The organism is Aeromonas sp., from assembly GCF_050633025.1.
In the GTDB taxonomy this organism is placed as follows: Bacteria; Pseudomonadota; Gammaproteobacteria; order Enterobacterales; family Aeromonadaceae; genus Aeromonas.
In genome coordinates this window covers 1-26125 of sequence record NZ_JBODRQ010000044.1, presented here as the reverse complement: position 1 = coordinate 26125, position 26125 = coordinate 1, and the positions used below count along the sequence as shown (strand labels likewise).

Annotated in this window: 19 protein-coding genes; all 19 read left to right on the top strand. The window is 57.6% G+C overall.

Annotated elements, in window-relative coordinates:
* The first annotated feature begins 470 nt into the window (after positions 1-470).
* A complete protein-coding gene (gene tssB, locus ACRAUW_RS08335; RefSeq protein WP_058057353.1) occupies positions 471-974 on the top strand; it encodes a type VI secretion system contractile sheath small subunit in 504 nt (167 codons plus the stop codon).
* A gap of 37 nt (positions 975-1011) precedes the next feature.
* On the top strand, positions 1012-2493 hold the full coding sequence (tssC, locus tag ACRAUW_RS08330; RefSeq protein ID WP_431361907.1) for a type VI secretion system contractile sheath large subunit: 1482 nt from the start codon (positions 1012-1014) through the stop codon (positions 2491-2493).
* Between the two features lie 6 nt (positions 2494-2499).
* Complete coding sequence (gene tssE, locus ACRAUW_RS08325) at positions 2500-2931, top strand: type VI secretion system baseplate subunit TssE (RefSeq protein ID WP_431361906.1); 432 nt, start codon at positions 2500-2502, stop codon at positions 2929-2931.
* Between the two features lie 3 nt (positions 2932-2934).
* The gene (tssF, locus tag ACRAUW_RS08320) at positions 2935-4701 is read left to right on the top strand and encodes a type VI secretion system baseplate subunit TssF (RefSeq protein ID WP_431361905.1); all 1767 of its coding nucleotides are present in this window, start codon (positions 2935-2937) and stop codon (positions 4699-4701) included.
* On the top strand, positions 4665-5663 hold the full coding sequence (gene tssG / locus ACRAUW_RS08315; protein ID WP_042053054.1) for a type VI secretion system baseplate subunit TssG: 999 nt from the start codon (positions 4665-4667) through the stop codon (positions 5661-5663). Before tssF ends, tssG begins: the two co-directional genes overlap by 37 nt.
* Positions 5664-5702: 39 nt before the next feature.
* A complete protein-coding gene (tagH, locus tag ACRAUW_RS08310; protein ID WP_431361904.1) occupies positions 5703-6938 on the top strand; it encodes a type VI secretion system-associated FHA domain protein TagH in 1236 nt (411 codons plus the stop codon).
* The gene (gene tssJ / locus ACRAUW_RS08305; RefSeq protein WP_019444945.1) at positions 6938-7453 is read left to right on the top strand and encodes a type VI secretion system lipoprotein TssJ; all 516 of its coding nucleotides are present in this window, start codon (positions 6938-6940) and stop codon (positions 7451-7453) included. The genes tagH and tssJ overlap by 1 nt, the downstream gene beginning before the upstream one ends.
* Positions 7454-7455: 2 nt before the next feature.
* On the top strand, positions 7456-8790 hold the full coding sequence (gene tssK / locus ACRAUW_RS08300; protein WP_431361903.1) for a type VI secretion system baseplate subunit TssK: 1335 nt from the start codon (positions 7456-7458) through the stop codon (positions 8788-8790).
* Between the two features lie 23 nt (positions 8791-8813).
* Positions 8814-9593 carry a type IVB secretion system protein IcmH/DotU gene (gene icmH / locus ACRAUW_RS08295; RefSeq protein ID WP_431361902.1) on the top strand — a complete coding sequence of 260 codons (780 nt, stop codon included), beginning with the start codon at positions 8814-8816 and terminating at the stop codon, positions 9591-9593.
* A gap of 20 nt (positions 9594-9613) precedes the next feature.
* The gene (gene tssH, locus ACRAUW_RS08290) at positions 9614-12256 is read left to right on the top strand and encodes a type VI secretion system ATPase TssH (RefSeq protein ID WP_431361901.1); all 2643 of its coding nucleotides are present in this window, start codon (positions 9614-9616) and stop codon (positions 12254-12256) included.
* 2 nt (positions 12257-12258) lie between these two features.
* Entirely contained in the window at positions 12259-13797 is a 1539-nt protein-coding gene (locus ACRAUW_RS08285; protein WP_431361900.1) for a sigma-54 interaction domain-containing protein, read from the top strand.
* Positions 13797-14402 carry a type VI secretion system-associated protein VasI gene (gene vasI / locus ACRAUW_RS08280; protein WP_431361899.1) on the top strand — a complete coding sequence of 202 codons (606 nt, stop codon included), beginning with the start codon at positions 13797-13799 and terminating at the stop codon, positions 14400-14402. Before ACRAUW_RS08285 ends, vasI begins: the two co-directional genes overlap by 1 nt.
* 8 nt (positions 14403-14410) lie before the next feature.
* Complete coding sequence (gene tssA / locus ACRAUW_RS08275; RefSeq protein WP_431361898.1) at positions 14411-15838, top strand: type VI secretion system protein TssA; 1428 nt, start codon at positions 14411-14413, stop codon at positions 15836-15838.
* A 41-nt stretch (positions 15839-15879) separates the two neighbouring features.
* Positions 15880-19377 carry a type VI secretion system membrane subunit TssM gene (tssM, locus tag ACRAUW_RS08270; RefSeq protein WP_431361897.1) on the top strand — a complete coding sequence of 1166 codons (3498 nt, stop codon included), beginning with the start codon at positions 15880-15882 and terminating at the stop codon, positions 19375-19377.
* Positions 19378-19420: 43 nt separating this feature from the next.
* Positions 19421-20848, top strand: a complete 1428-nt coding sequence (locus tag ACRAUW_RS08265) for a VasL domain-containing protein (protein ID WP_431361896.1) — start codon at positions 19421-19423, stop codon at positions 20846-20848.
* 303 nt (positions 20849-21151) lie between these two features.
* Positions 21152-21439 carry a type VI secretion system PAAR protein gene (locus tag ACRAUW_RS08260; RefSeq protein ID WP_431361895.1) on the top strand — a complete coding sequence of 96 codons (288 nt, stop codon included), beginning with the start codon at positions 21152-21154 and terminating at the stop codon, positions 21437-21439.
* Between the two features lie 11 nt (positions 21440-21450).
* A complete protein-coding gene (locus tag ACRAUW_RS08255) occupies positions 21451-23532 on the top strand; it encodes a type VI secretion system tip protein VgrG (RefSeq protein ID WP_431361894.1) in 2082 nt (693 codons plus the stop codon).
* A 53-nt stretch (positions 23533-23585) separates the two neighbouring features.
* Positions 23586-23984 (top strand): hypothetical protein, encoded by a 399-nt coding sequence (locus tag ACRAUW_RS08250; RefSeq protein ID WP_431361893.1) that lies wholly within the window; start codon positions 23586-23588, stop codon positions 23982-23984.
* A gap of 12 nt (positions 23985-23996) precedes the next feature.
* Positions 23997-26125 (top strand): M23 family metallopeptidase (locus ACRAUW_RS08245; protein WP_431361892.1); only part of this gene is annotated, 2129 nt, incomplete at its 3' end.

Genomic DNA, 26125 nt, shown 5'->3' with positions numbered 1-26125 from the left:
TTTTGAAATTTGTGATTGCAAGTCAGGCTATTGCGACGGGTAGTTTTTGATGATGATTTTTATTTTCTTATCGTGATAAATGCGTGCAATGAACATCCTGGCTGCCGTGCATAAAGTGTTGATTTTGTTTGTTTATATTTCATATTAAATTGTTTTTTTCTTGACTGTTAGAAATTAATCGTTGACTTGGCAATATATGGACATATACCATGCGGCGCAAATGAATCTTAAGCCAAAATGACCTCAAACAAAGAGTTGAGGCATATCGGGTTGTATAGATAACAAGATTGATATTGTGTTTTTGATTATTAGGGCAATTGCTTGAGATATATCGAAAACGCATCCTTGGTCGATGCTATTGCCACCGAAAATAGCGATGGCACCGTCAACTGTCATTTTTTACAGTTGCCGGATAAAGCGTTGACTATAAGCTTTGTGGCCTTGTTGGCCCTTAACTTGGTATTTAGAGCATGGGAAAAGGAATTGACGGCGCCACAGTTGCGCCCAAAGAACGTATCAATATCAAATATGTACCGGCAACCGGTGGTCAACAGGCGGAAATTGAACTTCCGCTGACTATGATGGTGGTCGGTAATATGAAGGGTCGTACCGAAGAAACGCCGATCGAGGAGCGCCAAACCGTTTCCATCGACAAAAACAACTTTTCTTCCGTCATGAAAGAATCTGCACTGGAACTGAACTTTTCTGTTCCCAATCGTCTGGAAGAGAACAGCCAGGACGATCTGCCGGTTTCGATCAAAATCCAGTCTCTGGAAGACTTCACTCCTGACAGTGTTGCCCAACAGGTCCCCGAGCTGCGTAAGCTGCTTGAACTGCGTGAGGCGCTGGTTGCCCTGAAGGGGCCATTGGGCAATATCCCTTCTTTCCGCAATCGTTTGCAGGATCTGCTGTCCAGTGATGAGGCTCGTGAGCAACTGCTCAAAGAGCTGGATTTGATCAAGCCTGCCGAGTGATCGGCGGGTTGTATTGACTGACGAGAAAGGAACAAACATGTCTTTGGTCGAAGAACAGGTTCAAGCGGGGGCGGGTGCAGCCTCCTCGTCCTCTTTGCTGGACGAAATCATGGCGCAGGCTCGCATCACACCGGTTGATGAGGGGTACAGTGTTGCCAAGCAGGGTGTGGCTGCGCTTATCGCCAACATTCTGGACAGCGGTACTACCAGCGAGCCGGTCAACAAGGCATTGGTTGACAGCATGATTGTCGAGCTCGACAAGAAGCTGAGCAAGCAGATGGACGTCATCCTGCATGCCAAAGAGCTGCAAGAGATGGAATCCTCCTGGCGCTCTCTCAAGCTGTTGGTAGATCGCACCGATTTTCGTGAAAACATCAAGATCCAGGTGCTGCACGCTACCAAGGAAGAGCTGCTGGAAGATTTCGAGTTTTCCCCGGAGATCACCCAGTCCGGTCTCTACAAGCATGTCTATTCAACCGGCTACGGCCAGTTCGGCGGCCAGCCGATCGGTGCCGTGATCGGCGACTACGCCTTTACCCACAGCTCGCCTGACATCAAGCTGATGCAGTATGTCAGTGCCGTCGGTGCCATGGCCCACGCCCCCTTCATCTCCTCTGTCGCCCCCGCCTTCTTCGGCGTCGACAGCTTCACCGATCTGCCCTCCATCAAGGATCTGAAATCGGTGTTCGAAGGACCGGCCTACACCAAATGGCGCTCCCTGCGCGAATCGGAAGATGCCCGTTATCTGGGGCTGACTGCACCACGTTTCCTGGCCCGTCTGCCTTATGATCCGACTGAAAACCCCATCAAGGGTTTCAATTATCAGGAAGATATCAGCTCGGATCACGATCACTACCTGTGGGGCAACACAGCCTATCTGATGGGCACCTCCCTGACCGACAGCTTTGCCAAGTACCGCTGGTGCCCGAACATTATTGGCCCGCAGAGCGGTGGTGCCATCCACGATCTGCCGGTGCACGTTTATGAGGCCATGGGTCAGCTGCAAGCAAAGATCCCGACCGAAGTGCTCATCACCGACCGTCGCGAGTATGAGCTCTCTGAAGAGGGTTTCATCACCTTGACCATGCGCAAGGACAGCGACAACGCGGCGTTCTTCTCTGCCAACTCGGTGCAAAAACCCAAGGTGTTCCCCAACACCAAGGAAGGCAAGGAAGCAGAGACCAACTACAAGCTGGGTACCCAGCTGCCGTATATGTTCATCATCAACCGTCTGGCGCACTACATCAAAGTGTTACAGCGCGAGCAGATCGGCTCCTGGAAGGAGCGTCAGGATCTGGAGCGTGAACTGAACGGTTGGATCAAGCAGTTTGTTGCCGATCAGGAAAACCCGCCGGCAGACGTCCGTAGCCGTCGTCCGCTGCGTGCCGCCCAGATCAAGGTGCTGGATGTGGAAGGTGAGCCGGGCTGGTATCAGGTTGCCATGGCTGTACGCCCGCACTTCAAGTACATGGGGGCGAGCTTCGAGCTCTCTCTGGTAGGTCGGCTGGACAAGGAATAATGACCGATGCCGTATCTCTCTTCCTGGGATAGAGGAAATGCGGCCAGCCTGTTTGATCGTATCCGGGGGGAGGGGCAGAGCCCTTCTCCCCGTTCGGAAATTGATGAACTGGTTGAGTCTGTCAAACGGCAGCTCGAGCAGATCCTCAACACCCGTCCCGGCAATTGCCGCAGTGCCCCTGATCTTGGTGTCATTGATCTCAATGACGCAACTCAGGGCAGTGCGGATATCAAGGGACGGATCCGTGAGGCGATCCGGCAATGCATCCGCCGGTATGAACCGCGGATAGTGCATGTGGATGTACGTTCACCCGACTATCAGTCGAGCCCGCTCGAGATGTCGTTTCTGGTGACCGCCCACGTCAGGCTGGAACATATCGATCACGTTACCTCGTTCAACGTCCATATGGACAGTCACCGTCACTACCGCATGGTCTGATCAATGTCGCTGGAACATTACTTCAGGGATGAGTTGGCTTTTTTGCGCCTGCAAGGGCGCGAATTTGCCGATAGCTATCCCGAACTCACCCGTTTTTTGTCGGAGCAGAATACCGACCCGGATGTGGAACGCCTGCTGGAAGGCTTTGCGTTTCTCACGGGCAACCTGCGCGCCAAAATCGAGGACGAGTTTCCCGAGCTGACTCACGGTCTGCTCAATATGCTCTGGCCGAACTATCTGCGTCCCGTTCCCAGCATGACCATCATGCAGTTTTCGGTCATTCCGGGGGCCATCGCCCAACCGGCGCTGGTCAGGCAGGGTTGCCAGCTGGACAGCCGGCCCATCGATGATGTGACCTGCCATTTTCAGACTTGTCACGATGCCTGGGTCTATCCAGCGGATATGCGCCAGATCACGGCACAAAGTGGCAACGATCTCTCGACCATTTCGCTCGATATTGCGCTGCATGCCCCCCTGCCGCTCAGCGAGTTGCAGCTGGACAAGCTGCGCTTCTTCCTCGGTGGTGATAGCTACACCGCTTATGAGCTCTACTTCTGGCTCTCCAACCAGCTCTCCCATATCGAGCTGGAGATCGATGGCAAGCGCTTTCGTCAGGAGGCCAAAGCTCTCAAATCAGTCGGCTTCGAGCGCGATGATGCGCTGTTGCCCTATCCGAACAACGTTTACTCCGGCTACCGGATCTTGCAGGAGTATTTCTGCTTCCCGGAGAGCTTTCTATTCTTCGAACTCTCCGGTGGCGAGTGGCCCAAACAGCCGCTGCCGGTGGGTGAATTCAAAATCCATTTCTGTTTCGGCCGGCCTTTGCCAGCGGAACTCAAGATCCGCCCTGACTCTTTCATGCTCAACTGCGTGCCGGCCATCAACCTGTTTCAGCACGATAGCGAGCCGGTCAATCTCAATGGCCGTCAGGCTGAATACCCGCTCAAGGCGAGCTATCGCTATGCCGACAGTTTCGAAATTTTCTCGGTGGATCAGGTTGAAGGCTGGGTTGAGGGCAATATGGGCCGCTCCCGTGGTACGCCACGCATCTATCAGCCGTTCGAAAGTTTTCAGCATCAGATTGAGCGGGCCAAACAGCGGCTGGCGCTCTATTACCGGGTGCGGGTCAGGGAGTCGGTGAATGGTGATGGCTTCGAGCACAGCCTCTCGTTTGTGCGGGGGGATGAAACCACTACGGTTGATCTGGATGAATCCATCTCGGTGACGCTCACTTGCACCAACCGTTCCCGCGCCGCCCGCCTCAAGGTCGGCAGCATCTGCGTGCCGACCGGCAGCTCGCCGTCGTTTGCCACCTTCCGCAATTTGATCCGGCCCACCCGGCCGCTGCGCCCGGCACTGGATGGCAGTTTGCACTGGACCTTGATTTCCAACCTGTCGCTCAACTATGTCTCCTTGCTGCGCCGGGATGCCCTGGTGCAGGTGCTGCGCACCTATGACTTTCCCGCTTTGCACGACAAGCAGGCAGAGCAGGCGTCGCGCAAGCGGCTGGCGGGGATCGAGGAGATCGAGACCAAGCCGGTGGACAGGCTGGTGCGCGGCATGCCGGTGCGGGGGCTCAAGTCGGTGCTCGCCATCCGTCAGTCTGCCTTTGGCAGTGAAGGGGAGCTCTACCTGTTCAGCACAGTGCTGGCGCACTTCTTTTCGCTGTATGCCAGCGTCAACGCCTTCCACCTGCTTGAGGTGGTCAATCTCGATAACAAGGAGCGCTATCAGTGGCCAGTCCAGATCGGTCAGCACTCCCTGATGTGAGTGCCGCCAACGAGGCGCCCCGTTTTAATTTCTTCCAGCTGGTTGAGCTGCTCAACCGGCTGGACGGTGCCGATCAGGAGCGTGGTCTCGACCACCTGCCGAGTGACGAAAATATTCGTTTCAAGGCGACCGCATCGCTGGGATTTCCCACCAGCGACGTGCTGCAAATTGGTCGTGACGAGAAAGGGCGTCACGAGCTGGAAGTGGCCTTTCTGGGTCTGCACGGCAGCCAGTCACCGATGCCGGGGTATTACCTCGACTCGCTGGCGTGGGAGTACGCCCAGGGGGAACAGAAGCTCGGTCTTTTCCTGGATTTCTTCCACCACCGCCTGTTGACCCTGCTGCACCGGATCTGGCGCAAGTATCGCTACCACGTCCGTTTTCAGGACGACGGTGAGGATGGTTTCTCCCGCCTGATGTTTGCGCTGGTGGGGCTTGGCAATGACGCTGTCTGCCAGAGCCTGCCGGTCAACCGCGCCAAGATGCTCTCCTATGCGGGCATGCTAGCCAGCCCCAGCCGCTCTCCCGAGGTGGTCGCCGGTCTGGTGGCCCACTGCTTCGATCTGGCAGATGTGGAAGTGAGTGCCTGGCAGTGGCGCAAAGTGCCGATCCATCCGGAGCAGCAAAACCGCTTGGGCGGTGCTTGCGCCACTTTGGGACATGACTTCGTCATCGGTGACAAGGTCAATGATTGTGCCGGCAAGTTTTTATTGAAAATCAATGATCTGAGTTTTAGCCAGTTTCTCGGATTTCTCCCGAACGGGGAGCATTTCCACGCCCTGGTGACCTTTGTCTCCTTCATCTTGCGCGATCAGCTGGCCTGGGATCTGCGGCTTGGCTTCGGTCAGGAGCAGGCCAAGGGGCTGAGATTGGGGGAGGAACAGAGTGCCCGTCTGGGGTGGAGTACCTTTCTTGGCCAACCGCCGAGTGACCCGTTCGTGACGATCTGTGTACAGGAATAAGCACAGAAATTCAGTGTAGGAATACGTGCAGGAGTGAATGTGGACGACTTTAACCAGCAACTATCTCTGGTGGTGCTCAACAGCGAGCAGCTCGACGGCAGCCAGCAGGTGCAATATCGCTTCGACGAGATGGGGGGAACATTGGGCTCCTCCGAACAGGATGACTGGCAACTGCGAGACAGGTTGGGGGCGGTGATGCCAGCCCATGCCCGCGTCGAGCTCAATGACGGTCGTTTCTGCCTCTGCGATCTCAGTGGCCAGACCTACATCAATGGTGCCACCTCGCCCATCGGGCGGGCTCGCAAGGTCAACTTCGAGCAGGGTGACGAGCTGATTGTCGGCCCTTTTCGCCTGAGAGCCTATCTCGGTGCCATCTCCCCCGAGCAGAGCTTGCAGCAGGTGCTGGGCAACCGTCCGACCGAGCAGCTTGATGAGTGGCTGGCCAGCGATCCTCACCACCCCCAGACCCTGGATGATCCACAAGCCCTGGGGGTCGACCCCCTGCTGGCATTGCAGCAGGAGCGTGCGGCCCCGAGTCCGTTGGTGGATGCTCGCCTGCAGGCTCAACCGCAGTTTCAACCGGATATGGACACCGTATCCCTCGCTCCATTTTCAGCCGTCGAGAACACCATGAACCAAGAATTTCTGGATATGCCCACCATCGAGAACCACCCCGACTTCCAGCCACTGGAGGGCGTTGATCACGTCGCCCTGACTCCGCTGATGCGTGGTCTTGGCCAGCCGTTGCAGCTGCAAGACACCCAGCAAGCCCACGACATGCTCGAAGAGATGGGCAAGACAGTACGTGCCATGGTGGAGGGGTTGCTGCAACTGCAAAGCGATCAGGCGGCGCTGGCAGACAAGCACCTGCGCCCCATCGAGGACAACCCGCTGCGCCTTGGTCTCGATTATGACGAGACCCTGGCGGTGATGTTTGCCGAGCAGAAGAGCCCGGTGCACCTGACCGCGCCTGCTGCGGTGGCCGAGAGTCTGCGCAATGTGCGCATTCACCACGTGGCGAACCAGCAGGCTATTGGCGCTGCGCTCGACAGCATATTACAGGCCTTCTCGCCCGAGGCGCTGCTCGGGCGGTTCGAACACTACCGCCGTACCGGTGCTCCGGGTGTGGCCGATGAAGGCTGGGCCTGGAACATGTATCAGCACTACTACCGCGAGCTCACCTCCGCCCGTCAGCAGGGGTTCGACAAGCTGTTCCATCAGGTCTACGCCCAGGCGTATGACCAGGCCGTGCGTCAGCAACAGGGACTGATTTGATGATACGAGCACTGTGGTTTGGGGCCTGTCTGCTGGCCCTGGCCGGTTGTACCACCATGGGCAAGATGGCCGATGTGGCCATGAACCCGGATATCCAGGTGGGGAGCAACGATGACCAGCCATCCACCCTGGGGCTCAGCCTGTTGGCAGAGCCTGATGTCAACCCCAACGAGAGCGGGGAGGCGGCACCTATTGAGTTTCAGGTGGTGCTGCTGGCGGAAGATTCCAAGCTGCTCGCTACTGACTATGACCAGGTGACGGCGGATGTAGAGAAGGCCCTTGGCAAGAACTACCTGGATCATCAGGACTACACCCTGCTGCCCGGCCAGTTCAAATACCTGCCTCCCGTCAAGCTTGACGAGAAGACCCGTTACATCGGCGTGATTGCACGGTACGCCGATCCGGACAGCGCCGAGTGGCGCAAGGTCATCAAGGTCAAGAGCAAGGGAACGGCCTATCAAATCCTGGTGCACCTGCGCCTGGATGAAGTGGAACTACAAAAAGAAGAAGAATAATCATGTCGAGTCGAAATCGGGTTATCTGGCGTGAAGGGCTCTTTATCAAGCCCCAGCACTTCCAGCAACAACAGAGACATTCAGATTACGCGCTGCACGCGCGTTTGAGCGCGCTGTCCGACTATTTCTACGGGTTGCAGTCGCTCGCCATCAACGAGGATTACCTCGGCTTTGGCCGTATCGCGCTGGTGGGAGCCACCGGTATCCTGCCGGACGGCACCATCTTCAACATTCCGAACGATGATGTGCTGCCGACCCCGCTGGAGATCACCGATGCCTCGGTGGCCAACCAGAAGGTCTATCTGGCGCTGCCGCTCTCGGTGAGCGGGGTCAACGAGGTCAATCAGGGCGGTCAGGTCGCCACCCGTTTGCAGGCCCATCGCCACGATGTGCGGGATCTGCACAGCGAAGGGGGGGATGTGGTTTCCCTCGAAGTGGGTCGGGTCAGCTTGCGGTTGATGCTGGAGCGGGAAGATCGCAGCGCCTACGCGTCCCTCGCCATCGCCCGCATTCTGGACAAACGTCCGGACGGCGGTCTGGTGCTCGATCCCAACTTCATGCCCTGCAGCATCAGCGTCTCTGCCATCCCGACCCTCAAGCGCTTCCTCGGCGAGTCGGCTGGCCTCGTGGCCGAGCGGGCTCGCAGCCTCTCCCAGCGCATCGCGGCGCCGGGTCAGCAGGGGGTGGCAGATGTGGCCGAGTTCATGATGCTGCAACTGCTCAACCGGGCTCAGCCCCAGCTCTCCCATCTGGCGCGTCTTGGCACCCTGCACCCCGAGCGGTTGCACGAGGCGCTGGTGCAGCTCTGTGGCGAGTTGATGACCTTTACCGACGAGTCCCGGCTGCCCCCCGAGTTCCCCGCCTATCGTCATGACGATCAGCAGGTGAGCTTCGAGCCGGTGATGTTGGCCCTGCGTCAGGCGCTCAGTACCGTGCTGTCGCCACGTGCCGTCTCCATCCAGCTGCGCAAGCACCAGTACGGCGTCATGGTGGCCATGGTCAACGAGAGCGAGTTGATGCAGAGCGCCGACTTCGTGCTGGCAGTGCGTGCCCGCATGCCGCAGGAGCAGCTGCGCAAACAGTTGCTGCAGCAGACCAAGGTGGCCTCCAGCGACAAGATCCGCGAACTCATCAGCCTGCAGCTGCCCGGTATCCCGCTGTTGCCGCTGCCGGTGGCGCCGCGCCAGTTGCCCTATCACGCCGGTTACAGCTACTTCCAGCTCGACCGTCAGAGCCCTGCCTGGCAGATGCTGGCGGTCAGCAACACGCTCGCCTTCCACATTGCCGGTGATTTCCCCGAGCTCGACATGCAGCTCTGGGCCATCCGTAGCCAGTGATCGCATCAAGGAAACAAGCAGAGATGACCACGGACATTATCAACAACGAGCAACTGAGCGACCTGCTGTTCGATCACGCCGAGCAGCTGGACATGGATTCGGACTACTGGTTCCGCCTGCGTGGCCAGAGCATCAACCCGATGATCGATGCGGTGACCCCGCTATTGGGGCTGGTGCAGCGGGTGCGTCTGTTGTCGCGCTACGACCGGGTGCCCGAGCTTTATCAACGGGTGGTGACCGAGATCCAGGCCATCGAGCAGGAGCTGATGGCGCAGGGTTACGAGAATGGCGTCGTCCTCTCGTTTCGCTACATCCTCTGCACTTTCATCGATGAGGCGGTGATGGGGCGCGACTGGGGCAGCCAGAGCGAATGGTCCCAACACTCCCTGCTGGCCCGGTTTCACAACGAGACCTGGGGGGGCGAGAAGGTATTCGTGCTGCTATCGCGTCTGCAGGAAGATCCGGTGCGCTATCGCGACATCCTGGAGTTCATCTATCTCTGCCTTTGCCTCGGTTTTGAGGGGCGCTACAAGGTGATGAGCCAGGGCCGTGACGAGTTTGAACGGATCGTCAAGCAACTGCACAAGCAGCTGTCACTCGAACGTGGCGGTGAGGCCCCCAGCGTGTTTCATCTCGATCTCGGCCAGCAGGCATCTCGCTACCAGCTGAGCAAGCAAGTCTCCCTGCGCACCCTGTTTATGGGCGGCGCGCTGATCCTGGCCATCATCTTTGGCCTCTATCACCACCAACTCAATAACCAGACCCAGGACGTACTGCGTCAACTGGGCGAATTATTAAAATAAATACTTAAGGAGAGCACGCCTTGATTCGTATAGAGCTACCGGTACTGGTGGAAAGACTCAACCCCATCTGCCGTCACATGTTGGAGGAGGCTGCGGCCCTCTGTGTCAATCATCAGGGCGCCGAGATCCGCATCGAGCACCTGCTGCTCAAGATGCTGGAGACCCCCCTCAGCGATGTGCGTCAGATCCTCAAACGGGCTGAAGTTGAGGTTGAAGAGTTAAAGAGCCTGCTGCAACCCTCGGCGGCCGATAACGGTTATGGTCAGGGTTATCCCTCCTTCTCGCCGCTATTGGTGGAGTGGCTGCAAGACAGCTGGCTGCTCGCCTCTGCCGAGCTGCAACATGGTCAACTGCGCAGCGGTGTCATGCTGCTGGTGCTGCTGATGACTCCCCAGCGTTACTTGCCGGGCTCGGTGACCCGTTTGCTTGCCAACATCAATCGCGAGCTGCTGCGCCAGCAGTTCGACGAGTGGGTGAAAGAATCTGCCGAGACCCAAGTGACCGTTTCTGCCAACGGTACTTCTACTCAGGCCGCGCTGCCCGCCGATGCCAGCCTGCTGGCCCGCTTTACTGTCAATGTCACCGAACAGGCCCGTCAGGGAACCTTGGATCCGGTACTCTGCCGGGATCACGAGATCGATCTGATGATCGACATCCTCTCCCGTCGCCGCAAAAACAACCCCATCGTGGTGGGGGAGGCGGGTGTCGGTAAAAGTGCCCTGATCGAAGGGTTGGCGCTGCGCATCGTCGCAGGCCAGGTGCCGGAAAAATTGCGCGATGTGGAGCTGATGACCCTGGATCTTGGCGCCATGCAGGCCGGTGCCTCGGTCAAGGGGGAGTTCGAGAAGCGTTTCAAGGGGGTGATGCAGGAGGTCAAGGACGCCGTGCGACCTGTCATCCTCTTTATCGATGAGGCCCACACCCTGATCGGGGCGGGCAATCAGGCGGGGGGGCTGGATGTCTCCAACCTCATCAAACCTGCGCTGGCCCGTGGCGAGCTGCGCACCATCGCCGCTACCACCTGGGGTGAGTACAAGAAATACGTGGAAAAAGATGCCGCCCTGTCGCGTCGTTTCCAGCTGGTGAAAGTGGGTGAGCCTAATGCAGATGAAGCCACCGTGATCCTGCGCGGTCTGCGCAGCATCTACGAAAAGGCCCATGGGGTGCTGATCGATGAGGAGGCGCTGCAAGCCGCCGCCCAGCTCTCCGCCCGTTACATCTCCGGTCGTCAACTGCCGGACAAGGCGATCGATGTACTCGATACCGCCTGTGCCCGGGTAGCCATTAACCTGACCACGCCGCCGCGCGCGGTCAGCCACCTGCAAAACGAACTGCGCCAGCGTGAGCTGGAGATCCGTCAGCTGGAGCGTCAGAGCTTGATCGGTCTGGGTGACAACGATGAGCGACTCACAGAACTGAAAGCGGCCCAGCAGACCTGCCGTGACACTCTGCGTGATCAGGAAGCACAGTGGCAGCAACAGCAGGGATTGGTGCATCGGATTGTCGAGCTGCGTGCCGCCCTGCTGGCCGATCAGCAGGATGAAATGCTGGCCAGAGAAGCGCTGGATCTCGCCGATGCGCCGCTCGATCCGCAAGCGGCTGCCGAGCAGCTGGCAGGTCTCGAGCGCGAGCTGGCCGAGCTGCAACAGGGTGAGGTGCTGGTCTCTGCCCATGTCGACAAGACCCAGATCGCAGCGGTGATCGCCGAGTGGACCGGAGTGCCGCTTAATCGCATCTCCCAAGGGGAGCTCGATGTGGTGACCCGTCTGCCGGAGTATCTTGGCGAGCTCATCAAGGGGCAGGATGTGGCGGTGGCCCATCTGCACAAACACCTGCTGACCGCCCGCGCCGATTTGCGTCGTCCAGGCCGTCCGCTGGGCGCCTTCCTGCTGGTGGGGCCAAGCGGGGTCGGCAAGACCGAAACCGTATTGCAGATTGCCGAGCTGATGTTTGGCGGTCGCCAGTATCTGACCACCATCAACATGTCCGAGTATCAGGAGAAGCACACCGTCTCCCGTCTTATCGGTTCGCCTCCCGGCTATGTCGGCTTTGGCGAGGGTGGCGTGCTGACCGAAGCCATTCGGCAGAAACCCTACTCGGTGGTGCTGCTGGATGAGGTGGAAAAAGCGCACCCCGACGTGCTCAACCTCTTCTATCAGGCGTTCGACAAAGGCGAGCTGGCCGATGGGGAAGGGCGGATCATCGACTGTAAGAACGTGGTCTTTTTCCTCACCTCCAACCTCGGTTTCCAGACCATCGTCGATCATGCCGAGCAGCCTGATGACCTGCTGGATGCACTCTATCCGGAGCTTGCCGCCTTCTTCAAACCGGCTCTGTTGGCGCGGATGGAGGTGATACCCTACCTGCCGCTCGGTCACGACACTCTGGTGCAGATCGTCGGTGGCAAACTCAACCGGCTGGTCAAGCTGCTGAAAGAGCGTTTCGGTGCCGAGGTGGTGCTGGAGAGCGAGGTGGCCGAGGAGATCCTGCTGCGGGCCAACCGCAGCGAGAACGGCGCGCGGATGCTGGAGTCCGTCATCGATGGCGCCCTGTTGCCGCCGGTTTCCCTGCAACTGTTGCAGCGCCTTTCGGCCGGTGAGCCCATCAACCGGGTGCGCTTCTCGGTAGCCGATCACCAGTTTGTGGCCGAGGTGGAGGGCTGACCATGGAGCAAGCCCTCGCATTCGCCCTCGCGCTCACCTCGCAACGGGATGAACAACATCTCTGCCACTGGTGGAGCTCGACCCTCCATGCCAGCTTCCAGCCCAAAGGACTGCTGCTTGGCATGCTGGATGTGAGCGGCCGCCAGCTGGAGTGCAAAGGGTGGGTCAAGGGGCAGGAGGTTGCGCTGGCGCTGGCGGTGGATGATTTCTCTCATCCACTCGCCTATGTGCTGCACAAGGCGCAATCCCGCACCTGGGATTCCCTCCATGGCGGTGCCCGCATTGAGCACGCCGGTTTTCGCGCACTGCTGGCCAACCTTGGCCAGCAGTGCGGCCTGCACGCCTTTCCGCTCAATGATGGCAACGGCAAGCCGTTTGCCGTGCTGGCGATGATGGACAGTGGCGATGTGTTGCAGGAGTGGGCGGCTCGCCCCGAGCTGGCCAGTCTGGCGCAGGTCTTTTGCAACCAGCTCACTCTGATCCGCGAGCTGGGGCGTAGCCGTCGGGATCAGAACGTGCTGCGCGACTCCCTGCGTCAGATCAAGGGCGAGGGGGAGCGCCAGCGCCAGCACGAGAAGTTGCTGGGGGATCAGCTGGTTGGCCAGTCGGCGGTGATCCGCGGCTTGCGCGGGCAGATCGCCCAGGCGGGCCAGCACAAGCTGACCGTGCTTATTCAGGGAGAGACCGGCAGTGGCAAGGAGGTGGTCGCCCGCTTGGTTCATCAGTGCTCCGAGCGTGCCGCCAAGCCGTTCGTCGCCATCAACTGCGCCGCCATTCCCGAGAATCTCATTGAGAGCGAGCTGTTCGGTTATCAGAAGGGGGCCTTCTCCGGCGCCCTCTCCAACAAGACCGGACTGGTGGCGCAAGCCAATGGTGGCACCCTGTTTCTCGACGAAGTGGGCGACATGCCCGCCGCCATGCAGGCCAAGCTGCTACGGGTGCTGGAGACCCGCAGCTATCGGCCGCTTGGGGCAGAGCAGGAGTATCACTCCGATTTTCGCCTCATCGCGGCCACTCATCAGCCGCTGACCCGCCATGTGGAGGAGGGGCGGTTCCGTGCTGACCTCTACCACCGTCTCTGCCAGTGTCTGCTGCTGATCGCCCCCTTGCGCGAGCATATCGAGGATGTGCCCCTGCTCTGCCAGCACTTCATGGCCCAGTTTGCCGCGCAGGATGACAAGGGACTGGCTGGTTTGCAGCGCAAGTTCCTCAAGCAACTGCAAAGTTACGATTTCCCCGGTAACGTGCGCGAACTGCGCAATCTGCTGGAGGTGGCCTGTGCCCATACCCGTCATGGTGAAGAGGTGGGGCTTGGCGCCTTGCCGCCGGAGCTGCGGGATCGGGTCTGTGCCGAGCTGCCCGATGCGCTGGATGATTACAACCATATCCGCGATCTGCGCCGGGCCATGCAGCAGTACGAGGCGTCGGTGATTGAAGCGCGCCTGCGCTACTTTCAGGGCAATCGCATGCTGGTGGCCGAGAGCCTCAATATTCCCAAGCGCACCCTGGATCACAAGTGCCAGAAACTGGAGGTGAACTGATGAGCATCATGGGTTTGTTGCCCCTGCTGCTGGCGACCGGCAATGCGGTGCCTCCCCTCGATATGGCGGCGTGGCAAGCGTGTCGTCGCGAGCCATCCCCTCTGATCCGGCTCGCCTGCTATGACGATCTTGGTAATGAGGCGACGCCATCAGGTAGCAAGGAGAGCACCAAGTCTCCGGCCTGGCTTGCGATAGCGGACCAGGAGTTGGCCCGAGTGCCGGATAGCTCACCCTTCCTGTTGCGACAAGATGAGGAGAGCGGCACGGCGGTATTGACCCGTCCGGCCCTGCGCGGTGCCACCCTGGCGATAGGTTGTGTCAACAGCATCACCCATATTCGCTTGCGGCTGGATGCGCCGTGGCGCGGGGAGAGAGTCGAGGTCACGCTGGATGGACAAGCAACTCGCAGCAGTCAGAGCTGGTTTATCCGGGATCAGGGATGGCTGCTCGAATATGGCCGCGGTCTGCCCGCCATAGAGGAGCTCAAGCGCTGGATCGGTCATCGTGAATTGCAGGTTCAGGCGGCCAACGGCGCCTTGCTGCGGGTCGATCTCAGCGGCCTGAAAGAGGCGCTGATACCGGTGCGCCAACAGTGTCGCTGGTAGGGGGATATATGAGCTATCAACACCCCTGGTGTAGCCGTCTGCTCACCAGCTTGCCGGATGCACAGATCAAAGGGGCCGTGCTGGCCGATGAGCCTCGCTGGGACTATGTAGAGACCGAGCTGGTCAAGTTGGGCTCCCTTGCCCACAGCCAGGTTGATCTCAATGCGGTAGCCGAAGCCTGTCTGGGGTTGCTTGAGAGCCGTACCAAGGATATGCGGGTGCTGGCACAGCTTTTGCGCTGCCTGCAGCACCCCGCCAAGGCGACCCCGATGGGGGCGGCGTTCAGTTTGCTGGAAGCCTGGATCAAGGCTTACTGGCTGTTGGCCTGGCCCGGGAATGCGACCCAGAAGCAGCGATTGATGGTGCAGATCATCAAGCGCTTCGAGGGGGCCCTGCCGAGGGTGAGCGAAAGCGCCTCGGCGGCGGAACTGGCGCAGTTGCTGGCGCAGGCAGAACAGCTAGAGACCGTCTGGCTGGCCCAGTGCCCTGACAAGGGAGAACTGCTGGATCCTCTGGTGATGGGGTTGAAGCGGGCCCAGCGACAACAGGTTGCCCAGGCCCAGGCAGATGCCGGAGGTCAACCTGCAAGCAGCACTGCTGCAGCCACCGCCAGTGCGAGTGGTATAGCGGGCACTATGGTGCTCAGTGGCAGCAACAAGGGCTCCGGGGTCGAGATTGATAGCTCCAACGATCGGGCCTGGCGACAGACCCAGCTCAAGGTGGCGGAGCTGCTGATTGAGCGCCAGCCGGAGGCGGCGATCGGTTATCGGCTGCGTCGTCACGCCATCTGGGCCGGCATCACCACCCCGCCGATAACGGCACAGGGGAATAAAACCCAGCTGGCCTCCATGTCGGCAGACATGGTGGATGAGTATCGCGCCGCCATGGGCACGCCAGATTTAGCGCTTTGGCAGCGCATCGAGCAGAGCCTGACGCTGGCCCCTTACTGGTTCGAGGGGCACAGGCTCTCGGCCGAGGTGGCCCAGAAGCTGGGATATGGCGCGGTGGCGCAGGCGATCATGGCGGAGCTGGATGCGTTTTTGCAGCGCCTGCCAGCGCTGCGGGATCTCACCTTCAGCGATGGTTCCCCGTTTCTCTCCCCCGAGTGCAGCCGCTGGTTGCAGCCTGCCAAGAGCAGTGGGGGCGGCAGCGGACAGGCCGAGCTGGCCGAGGAGGTCGCCTTGCGTCATGGGGAGCAGGGGATTGCCGCCGCGCTCGCCCTGCTTGATGAGCGGATGGCACAGATGAAAGAGCCAAGAGCCCGTTTCCATGCCTTGCTGGTGCAGGCGGAGTTGTTGGAGCAGGAAGGCATGGAGGCGCTTGCGCGCCAGCAATATCAACACTTGTGGCAAGAGGCAGATCGCCTCGGGTTGTCGCAGTGGGAGCCCGGGTTGGTCAGCCGCCTGGCCCCCTATGCCACCCATTTGCCGAAATAAGTGCCGAAATGAGTCATTGAGTCGGAGTTGGATCACATTTTATGTTCAAAACCATCTTTACCTTTCTGCGGCAACAGCTGCCGAAACTGAAACCCTCCTGGCCCCTGCTCGGTGTGGTGCTGTGGGTTGTCGCCCTGATCCTGGTGTGGTGGCTGGGGCCTCGCATCGAGATCCGTGATGCCAAGCCATTCGAACCCTTGTGGGGGCGGGTGGTGTTTACCCTGCTCTGGCTCTGGTTGCTGCTGGGGGTACTCTCCTGGCGGGTATGGCGCAAGATGAAGCAGCTCAAGGCCGAGCGCCAGCATGAGGTGCTGCTGGAACAGGATCCGGTCAAAGGGCTTATCGACAAACAGGCGCTGTTCCTCGAGCGTTGGTTGCAAGCCTTGAATGAACACCTTGGCAAGGGGGCGCTCTACGCCATGCCCTGGTATCTGGTGCTGGGTCTGCCCGGCAGCGGCAAGAGCAGCCTGATCCACCGCGCCAACCCTGCCAACAAGCTCAATCCCAGACTCGATACCGAACTGCGGGACGTGGCGCAAGGCCAGCTGGTCGATTGCTGGCTGGGGGAGCAAGCCGTGATGCTGGATCCGGCCGGTGCACTGTTGTCACAAGTCGAGCCCGAGCTGGATCCGCAAGCGCGCAAGCATGAGCGGCTCTGGCTGCATCTACTGAACTGGCTCAATGAGCACCGTCGTCGGCAGCCGCTCAATGGCCTGGTGCTGACCGTGGATCTGGCATGGCTGTCCGCGGCCAGCGTAGCCGAACGCAAGGCGTATGCCCAGCTGATGCGTGCCCGGTTGCAGGAGGTGTCGGCCACCATGAATACCCGGTTGCCGCTCTATGTCACCTTTACCAAGCTCGACATGCTGCGTGGCTTTGATGTGGTCTATGCACAGCTGGATAAAGAGGCCCGTGACGCCGTGTTGGGGGTGACCTTCAACCCCGGTAACAGTCAGGGCAAATGCTGGCAGCAGGATCTGGCGTTGTTCTGGGATCAGTGGGTCGACAATCTCAACCGCAATCTGCCGGAGATGATGCTGGCCCGGCTTGATGCCGCCCAGCGCAACGCCCTCTTCTCGTTTGTCCGTCAATTGGCGGGTCTCAAGGATTATGTGACCAGCCTGCTCGATGAAACCCTGACCATTGAAGAGAGCAAACCACTGCTGGTGCGCGGCGTCTATATCAGCTCCGTCTATCAGCAAGGTGTCCCGTTCGATGCTTTTGCTCAGGCCGCTTCCCGGCGTTACAGCTTGCCCGAGCCTATTCACTCCGCCCTGCGCGGGGAGTCCAACACCTATTTTGTGCGCAAGTTGTTCTCTTCGATCATCTTCCCCGAGGCCCATCTGGCCGGAGAAAACCGGCTGCATACCCTCTATCGTCGTCGCCGGATGGCCATTGGCCTGAGTTGCCTGTCGCTCTTCTCGGCGGCCTTGATCGGTGGCTGGCACTACTTCTACCGGGTCAACGAGGAGGCGGGGCGCAATGTACTGACCAAGGCGCAAGCGTTCACCGAGACCAACGAGGTCGCTGATGAACATGCCTTCGGTGTCAGCCAGTTGCCACGACTCAATCTTATTCGCGAGGCGACCTTCTCTTTTGGCAACTACCGCGAGCGCATGCCGCTGGTGGCCGATCTCGGCCTCTATCAGGGGAGCGAAATAGGCCCTTATGTGGAAGGTTCCTACCTGCAACTGCTGAACTTGCGCTTCATGCCTGCCCAGATGCAGGGGCTGCTGGAGGATCTCAACCGGGCACCGGCTGGCAGTGAGGAGAAACTCTCCATCCTGCGGGTGATGCGGATGCTTGATGATGCCTCCGGTCGCAACAAGGAGCTGGTGGAGCAGTACATGGCCAGCCGCTGGCAGAAAGCGTTCCCGGGGCAGGGGGCGGTGCAGGAGCAGTTGATGGGACATCTTGACTATGCCCTCGATCACACCGACTGGCACGCTGCTCGCGCCGCTCGGGATCAGGCCGCCATCACGGTATTTGTGCCATTCAAGGAGCCGGTGTATGGCGCCCAGCGTGAACTGGGCAAATTGCCCATGTATCAGCGGGTCTATCAGAATCTGGTGGTGAAGGCGGGTGATGTGTTGCCGCCGGATCTCAATGTCCGTGACGAGGTGGGCCCCACCTTCGACACCGTGTTTGCCCTGCGCAACGAGAGCGCTGGTCAGGTGCCGAGTTTGCTGACCTGGCCCGGGTTCAGTGACTTCTTCCTCAAGCAGGACAAGGCGCTGATCGATCTCACCGCCATGGATGCCTGGGTGCTGGGCCAGCGCAAGCTGAGTCAGCTGAGCGAGGCAGATCGCAAGGAGATCACCCGTCAGGTCAACGACCGTTATGTCACCGATTATGTCAATCAGTGGCAAAAATTGCTGACCAATCTGGATGTGCAGACCCTTGCCAGCCCCGAGCAGGCGCTCGATGTGCTCTCTGCCATCACTGGCAACGATCAGCCGTTTCAGCGGGTACTGGCCTCGCTGGATGACAATACCCGCATTCGCAAGATCTCCGATGTGGAAGGGGATCCGGCCCAGGCGATCACAGCCCGGATTGGCCGCCCATTTATGGCCACCAACGGCGTATTGACTGGCCGTGGCGAGCAGGGGCCACTGCTTTCTGAGGTGAATCAGAAACTGGTTGAGTTGCAGCACTATATGGAGCTAATCGTCAATGCCACCGAGCCGGGGCAGTCAGCCCTCAAGGCGGTGCAACTGCGTTTGACCAACAAGTACGCCGATCCGGTCTTTGCATTGCAGCAATATGCTCGTGGTCTGCCCGAGCCGCTCAATCGCTGGGTGGGTCAACTGGCGGATCAGAGTTCGCAACTGGTGATTGATCTGGCGATGTCATCCCTCAATCAGGAGTGGCAGGCGAAGGTACTGGCACCGTTCAACAGCCAACTGGCAGATCGCTATCCGTTCAACCCGGGTTCTGCCAAGGATGTGCCGCTCTCCGAGATGGAGCGCTTCTTTGCCCCCGGTGGCACTCTGGACAGCTTCTATCAGGTCAACCTGAAACCCATGGTGGAGGGGGGCTTGATGGAGGGAGAACTGAGCTCACCCATTCAGGCTGAGCTTATCAAACAGCTGGATCGCGCTGCGCGGATCCGCCAGATCTTCTTCAGCCAGCAGGGCAATCTGGAGGTGCAATTTGCCCTCGAGCCCATCGAACTCACAGCCAACAAGCGGCGTAGTGTGCTCAACCTGGATGGCCAGTTGCTGGAGTATGCCCACGGCCGTCGCAACAAGATCCCGCTGGTGTGGCCAAACACCATGCGCGACGGGGCCGAGAGCAAGATCACCCTGGTACCGGCCGCCCGCGAACGTTCACCGCGCAGCGAGGGCTTTGTCGGTCCCTGGGCCATGTTCCGCCTGATGGACAAGGGGGAGCTGACTCAGGTCAACGAGGCAACCTTTGATGTGCGCTTCCCGGTGGATCAGGGGGCCATGACCTATCGGGTCTATACCGACAGCGCCCAGAACCCCTTCACCGGTGGCCTGTTCAGCCAGTTCAGCTTGCCTGAATCCCTCTATTGATCATGTTGGGGGGCGCCATGCCCCCCGCATTTTGGAATCCGATATGTCACTGAATCAACAAGGCCAGCAGGCATTGAAAGTGGGGCGTGACCCCAGAATGTTGCCGGAGTACGAGGCGCTGCGCGCCGAGATTAACAAGCTTAGCCACGCCTCCCGCCCCGAGGTGGATTGGGTCAGGATCCATCAGCTCGCCAGTCAAATCTTTGAAAAGCACGGAGTGGATCTGCAAACCGCCATCTACTTCACTCTGGCGCGCTCCCGCATTCAGGGGCTTAGCGGCTTTACCGAAGGGTGCGAGTTTCTCGCCAACCTCATCGTCACCCAGTGGGAGAGTTTCTGGCCACCGGTACATCAGGAGCGGGCCCGCATCGAGATGCTCGACTGGTTTATTGCCCGCATCAGCGACGTGATCCGCCAGTACCAGATCAGCCACGAGGACAAGCGGTTGATCTACCGCTGCGAGCGGGCGCTGCAGCTTATCAGCGAAAAGCTGCACAACGCGGGTCTGAGCCGCATTCCCCGGGTTGAGAACCTGATCCACTTTATCGAGGGCTATACCCACCTCTTTGACGAGACCGAGATTGTTATCGTCTCCGATGAGCCGGGCCTCAAGGATGAGCTGCAGATCCCGCCGATGGTCTTCTTCAAATCCGACATGGAGAGCGACCACGGCGCCTCTGCCGGGGCAACCCCGCACCTGCCTCAGGGCAGCATCTTGGTGGGGCGTGAGAAGGGGCAGATGAAGCCGACCGTGCTCAAGATTGAGCAGCACCGCAAACAGCGGCCGGCCTGGTTCTGGTTTGGCTGTGGCCTGCTCACCTGCGCCTTGCCCATGATGGGATGGCTTGGCTGGCAACATCAGCAGCAGGAGAAGGTCATCGCGGCGCAACGGTTGCAACAACCCGCTGCAGCGTTGCCGCAGGCCCTGAGTTATGACGACATTCGCCAGGCGCGCATCGTGTTGGGGGAGCAGACCCTGCAGGGGATGGAGAGCGAGCTGGTGTCGCGTTATCAGGCCCAGCTGGATCGGCTGGAGCAGACCTCACCACTCTACTGGTACCGCTACAGCGAGGGGCTGCGTCATTCACTGCAGATGCTCTATCCCGACTCGCTGGCGGTCAAGGCGCTGGACAAGCAGTGGCAAAACGCGCTGGTGGAGCAGGGGAGCAATAACAACACCATTCCTACCTACCTTGATGCACGTGCCGGTGTCGATGCGCTGATCGACCAGCTGCTGGAGCTGGAGCGTCAACGCAAGACGGTGACCATCTCCTATCTCAAATCCCAGCTTTATGAGGTGCAGAAAAACCTGATGCAGGAAACGCCGTTCAGTCTGCGTCTGAGCGAGCTGGAGGCGAAGAAGGCTTCGCAGGAGCCCATCACCGCCGCCGAATTGAAGGGGCTGGAGAGCGATCTGAAAGCGCTCAACATCCGCCTTTATCAGCTGCAGCAGGGCGATCTTGGTAGTTGATAGTGTTGTTATGCGCAATATCTTGCGCATAACAAAGTGAGATCAACCAGAAAGGCAACCTTTTGTAGTCAGGTTGCCATTTTTGCGCAATACCTTGCAGCACAATCACTTGCTGTATCGGCTGTTGGTGCATAATGCACTGATTTTATTTAAAAAACATTGAGTTTTGGGAGTGGCACGCTCTGTGCTGCCACGACGCAGCCTGTTTTTGCCCCGTGCTTGCCGCTGCAGCCTGTTGATGTTGCGTGAGGGGCGTGGGGATAGGGCGCAGACCCGTTATCCCCGCTCATATGGAGAATCACTATGTGCCCGACTATCGCACTGCTCGGTGACATTGGCACCGACCACGATGGCTTCCCACCGACCCCGGTGATAGCTGCCAGTCCCGACGTGTTCCTCGATGGTAAGCCTGTGGCTCGTCAGGGCGATCCGCTGGAACCTCACGACAAGCCCAACAACCCGCCGCACCCACGGGCCATTGCCGGTGGTGTTGGCTCTGTGTTGGTGAACGGCAAGCCTATCGCTGTCACCGGCACAGCGGTGGATTGTGGTGGCGTGGTGATTGGTTCGGGCAGTGGACAGGCAGGATAAGGAGCAAGGTCATGGCACAGAGCACAGGATTACAATTCACCGTCAAGGTTGGCGCACTGGCTGAGAGCACCTTTGCGGTCGCGAGCTTCAAGCTGGATGAGGGCTTGAACCGCCCCTTTAACCTCCACTTGGAGGTAGCCAGCCAGCAACCGGACATCGACTTTGGCGATGTGCTGGACCAGCCGTGCGAGCTGCTGGTGTGGTACAACGGCGAGCTGCAACGCCGGGTCTGTGGGGTAGTGAGCGAGTTTGCCCAAGGGGACAGCGGCTTTCGCCGCACCCGCTACAGCCTCAACGTCAAACCTGCCCTGTGGCGACTGGGCTTGCGCCAGAACTCACGCATTTTTCAGGCCCAGAAACCGGATGAAATCCTCAGCATCTTGCTGCAAGAGCATGGCATCACCGATTACGCTTTTGCCCTGAAAAACGAGCATGCCCAGCGGGAATACTGCGTCCAGTACCGCGAAACAGACCTCGATTTCGTTAACCGCCTCGCCGCCGAAGAGGGCTTGTTCTACTTCCACGAATTTGAACAAGGCAAACACCGCATTGTCTTTGCCGATGATGCCGCAGCGTTAACCGCTGGTCCCGCGCTCTTCTTCAACCTCGGCAACCGCAGCCTTGAGCAGGGCGCCTATGTCCGCCAGTTCCACTACCGTGAAGCGGTACGCCCCTCGGATGTGGAGCTGAAAGACTACAGCTTCAAGACCCCGGCTTACGGCCTCTCCCACAAGAAGGTGGGAGCAGAGCTCGAGCATCAGCGCGACACCTACCCGCACTTCGACTATCCGGGCCGCTACAAGCAGGACGGCAGCGGCAAGGCCTTTGCCCAGCACCGGCTCGATGCGTTGCGTAACGATGCGGTGGCGGGCAGTGGCAAATCAAACAGCGCTGCTTTACTGCCGGGCCAGCACTTTTCATTGACTGAACACCCCAACGGCAGCCTCAACACCGACTGGCAAATCGTCCATATTCGCCATACCGGTGAGCAACCGCAGGCGCTGGAAGAGGAGGGCGGCAGCGGCCCGACCGTCTATCACAACGAATTTGGGGTGGTGAAAGCGAGCACCACCTGGCGGGCCCGCATCGGCAGCCCCGAAGCCCCCCATAAGCCGATGGTGGATGGCCCGCAAATCGCCATGGTGGTTGGCCCCGAGGGGGAGGAGATTTACTGCGACCAGCATGGCCGGGTCAAACTGCAATTTCCGTGGGACAGATATGGCAGCTCCAACGACCAGAGCTCCTGCTGGGTACGAGTATCGCAAGGCTGGGCCGGCGGCCAATATGGCATGATGGCCATCCCACGCATCGGCCACGAGGTCATCGTGAGCTTTCTGGAAGGGGACCCCGACCAGCCTATCGTGACCGGTCGCACCTACCACGCCACCAACCGGCCGCCGTATGAGCTGCCAGCCAACAAGACTCGCACCGTGCTGCGCACCGAAACCCATCAGGGCGAGGGCTTTAACGAGCTGCGTTTCGAAGACCAGGCGGGACAGGAAGAGATTTACATTCATGGTCAGAAAGACCTGAACGTACTTATTCAGCACGATGCGGCATGGCACATCAAGCACGACGAACACCGTAATATCGACAACGAGCGGGTGACCCGGATTAGACAGGTTGCTTACAAAGATGGCGGCACCAGCCTTGGTAATGACCATCTGACAGTTGACGGTGAGAAACGCGACCAGATCAAGGCGGATTATTCACTGACAGTCGATGGCTCGATGCACCAAAAGTTGGGCCAATCCCTGCTGGTGGAAGCGGGCGAAGAGGTGCATATCCACGTCGGCGACAAGCTGGTGCTGGAGGCGGGCAGCGAGATCACCCTCAAGGGCGGCAGCAGCTTTGTAAAAGTAGACCCAAGCGGCATCAAACTGGTGGGGCCGAGCATGAATCTCAATGCCGGCGGTAGCCCGGGTTCTGGCTCTGGCTGGGCAGGCCAAGCACCTGTTACTCCCAAAGGGGTGGGGGTGGTCAAAGCCCCGGAACTGGTTGAACTGGTCAAGGCGATTGCCACCGAGAAGGCTATGGAGGCGCTCTTGAAAGAAGAGAAAAACCTAGCAAAAGTCAGTTTTTCAGGGCGATAGGGTTAAAATGTCTTTTAAAATTTATTATTTAAATTTTTAAGTCTGGAGTTTTCATGAAAATCCCACAAATATTTAAGCTGCTTATATTTATTTTCATCTCGTTCCGATGCGCTGCGGAGTCTTGTCCCGCTGGCGACTTCGATAAATTTTCTCGAATCTTCATTAATGATGTTGAAGTTCAAACTAGATATACAATGAAGCCTGTTAATATTGTTTTTTATCAAGATTTGGATGATGATGTTAAAGAGGTAAAAGAGTCTCGCTTTTTTAAATTGTCAGATTTTCCTATTGTAAGTAGTAAAGGGAATGATGGGGAAAGAGAGGTGAAAATCGACAAGAATAATTTAGTGATTGATATCAATGGGAATGATGCCGGTTATCAAGTATCCTTGTCTTTTTCCGAAAAGGACAAGTGTTGGTATCTTGTAAAAATAACTGACCATTCGATGTAGGCGGAGGTAAATATGTCTTTTGATATTGCCATGAATTTGATACTTCCTCCTCGCGATGGAAAAAAGCCACATATCACAGCCCCTTTTGGTGAAAAAAGAGCATCAGGGCCACATAAAGGTGTTGATTTCAATTATATAGGTGGGCAGACGGGGGTTAATATGCAACATCCCGCAGCCTTTTCACCCGTTGATGGTACGATTTCATATTCAGGTGGTTTATTTGGCACAGTAAAAATACTGGACAATAAAGGTTTTAGTCATGAGATTCTCCACCTGCAATCGCAAAATGTCAGAGAGGGGGAGTCAGTTAAAGCTGGGGTTACCCAGATTGGAAGAATGGGCGGCAGAGGACCACAAAAGGAAAATCAATATGCAATGCATATTCATTATCAGATAAAAGATTCCTCTGGAAAAATTGTCAACCCTCAAGAGTGGTGGATTAATAAAGACATTGCTAGTAGTAAAGTCAGAGATATCATTCTTCCCGCATCCCCTTGTTTACCTATTACTCAATCGGATGGAAAGGAGTTCAAAGATGCCAAGTCATTAGCGTCTCTTTTAGGAAGTGAGGCTAACTATCTATTGGGTCTTAACACTTGGCATGGTGGCATCCATATTAGTAGTAAAAAAGCTCCTTGGGTCAAAGATATACATCCTGTTCGCTGTATGGCTGATGGTGAGGTTGTAGCTTTCCGAATGATGCCTGACTATCTTGTCAGCAATTTTAAGGGGCAGGAATATCGCTATTCCAATTCTTTTTGCTTGGTTCGCCATCATTTCAAACAACCAAAATCAGCTGAGGAAAATAAAGGTTCTACGCAGAAGGAGAACGGTTCTGAAAAGGGGGGGAGTGCAGAAGATAATGGGTTTGCCTATTACACACTATATATGCATTTATGTCCTTGGGATAAATGGCCAAAAAACAACCGCTATCGGTTAAAAAAGGGATGGCGGGTGCGCCATAGTGTACCGAATCATGATTACCAACCTCCCGCACTAACCTTGAAAGCGGGAGAGGAATTCGAACTTGTCGAAGGTGTTACTGCACAACGTGGTTATGTAACAGGTCAAGGGGAATTCGAATTTGCTCGTATAAAGGTACTGAGTAATGGTGCTAGTAGCAAAGAGGTTTTAGCCACAAAAGGAATGGATAGCCTTTGGATGGCACAAGACCCAAGCGCGATAGAGAAAGTTGGCAACATTGTTAGACCTATGTGGGTATATGACAAAATAGAAGCTCGTGTGAAAGAAGATATGGTTGGTCGTGCCGACCCCAAAGCTCAAAAAGGGAAAACAGGACATTATGTAGCTGGTGACAGTGTTTTTAGTGTACCAGCCGGAAGTCTGATCAGCTTTGATGCACATAGGTGCGAGTGGCAGGAAGTTCGCGGTAGAGCGCGGCGAATGGCTCGTTGTGTCGTACAGCCTCTTGGTCGCCCTGTTTGGTTATGTGTAGAAGAAGAGAATATTGAGATTAAGCGCCAAGAGCCTACTCACTTGGGTAAGCTGCATGAATTGCCAACACCAGTACCAATTCGTGCTGGCGAGACTATTGGCTATCTAGGAATGTACGAAGCGCCAACTTCTACCGAAGGGGGAATGTCGAGCAAGCACATGGTCCACCTTGAGCTGTTTAGCGACGATCCACGAGCAGAGGCAGTAGTTAGTAGCAAAGAGTGGAAGGATAAAGGCTTCACGCTGATTGATGGCTCTGATAGTGATGGTGCCCTGGATCCTGCTAAAATCCCCCCATTTTTCCTGAACCTGTATCGTCATGCTTCAGATGATAAAGAGTTGAAAGATGATGAACTTACAGTTAAAAAACTGGAGAATGCTGTCGATAGTATAGGAAACTATGACAGGGTTAAAGGGATGGTGGTGAAGCATAGTAGTGAGTGGTGGGTTCCGGCATCAAAAGTGATGATGGAGCAATTTAAAAGTATTTTTTGTAAAGTCACTGACCTCCCGCCTTTAATTGAACATGAGGTTAAACGGGTGGAGGAATTAGGGTGGATGGATAAGCTTCGTCATGTTCATATCGCTGGACCTGAAGTATTACATTTTTATCCATTATCTATTAAGTGCAAGACTGTGGTGAAAAGAGAGCTTATATGGATGAAGAGAGTTTTGGATTTGTATGG

Coding starts and splice junctions, on each gene's coding strand:
- tssM (WP_431361897.1), top strand. CDS start 15,880: ATGTTCAAAACCATCTTTACCTTTCTGCGGCAACAGCTGCCGAAACTG.
- ACRAUW_RS08285 (WP_431361900.1), top strand. CDS start 12,259: ATGGAGCAAGCCCTCGCATTCGCCCTCGCGCTCACCTCGCAACGGGAT.
- tssJ (WP_019444945.1), top strand. CDS start 6,938: ATGATACGAGCACTGTGGTTTGGGGCCTGTCTGCTGGCCCTGGCCGGT.
- tssF (WP_431361905.1), top strand. CDS start 2,935: ATGTCGCTGGAACATTACTTCAGGGATGAGTTGGCTTTTTTGCGCCTG.
- tssA (WP_431361898.1), top strand. CDS start 14,411: ATGAGCTATCAACACCCCTGGTGTAGCCGTCTGCTCACCAGCTTGCCG.
- vasI (WP_431361899.1), top strand. CDS start 13,797: ATGAGCATCATGGGTTTGTTGCCCCTGCTGCTGGCGACCGGCAATGCG.
- ACRAUW_RS08265 (WP_431361896.1), top strand. CDS start 19,421: ATGTCACTGAATCAACAAGGCCAGCAGGCATTGAAAGTGGGGCGTGAC.
- ACRAUW_RS08250 (WP_431361893.1), top strand. CDS start 23,586: ATGAAAATCCCACAAATATTTAAGCTGCTTATATTTATTTTCATCTCG.
- ACRAUW_RS08255 (WP_431361894.1), top strand. CDS start 21,451: ATGGCACAGAGCACAGGATTACAATTCACCGTCAAGGTTGGCGCACTG.
- icmH (WP_431361902.1), top strand. CDS start 8,814: ATGACCACGGACATTATCAACAACGAGCAACTGAGCGACCTGCTGTTC.
- tssC (WP_431361907.1), top strand. CDS start 1,012: ATGTCTTTGGTCGAAGAACAGGTTCAAGCGGGGGCGGGTGCAGCCTCC.
- ACRAUW_RS08260 (WP_431361895.1), top strand. CDS start 21,152: ATGTGCCCGACTATCGCACTGCTCGGTGACATTGGCACCGACCACGAT.
- tssK (WP_431361903.1), top strand. CDS start 7,456: ATGTCGAGTCGAAATCGGGTTATCTGGCGTGAAGGGCTCTTTATCAAG.
- tssB (WP_058057353.1), top strand. CDS start 471: ATGGGAAAAGGAATTGACGGCGCCACAGTTGCGCCCAAAGAACGTATC.
- tssE (WP_431361906.1), top strand. CDS start 2,500: ATGCCGTATCTCTCTTCCTGGGATAGAGGAAATGCGGCCAGCCTGTTT.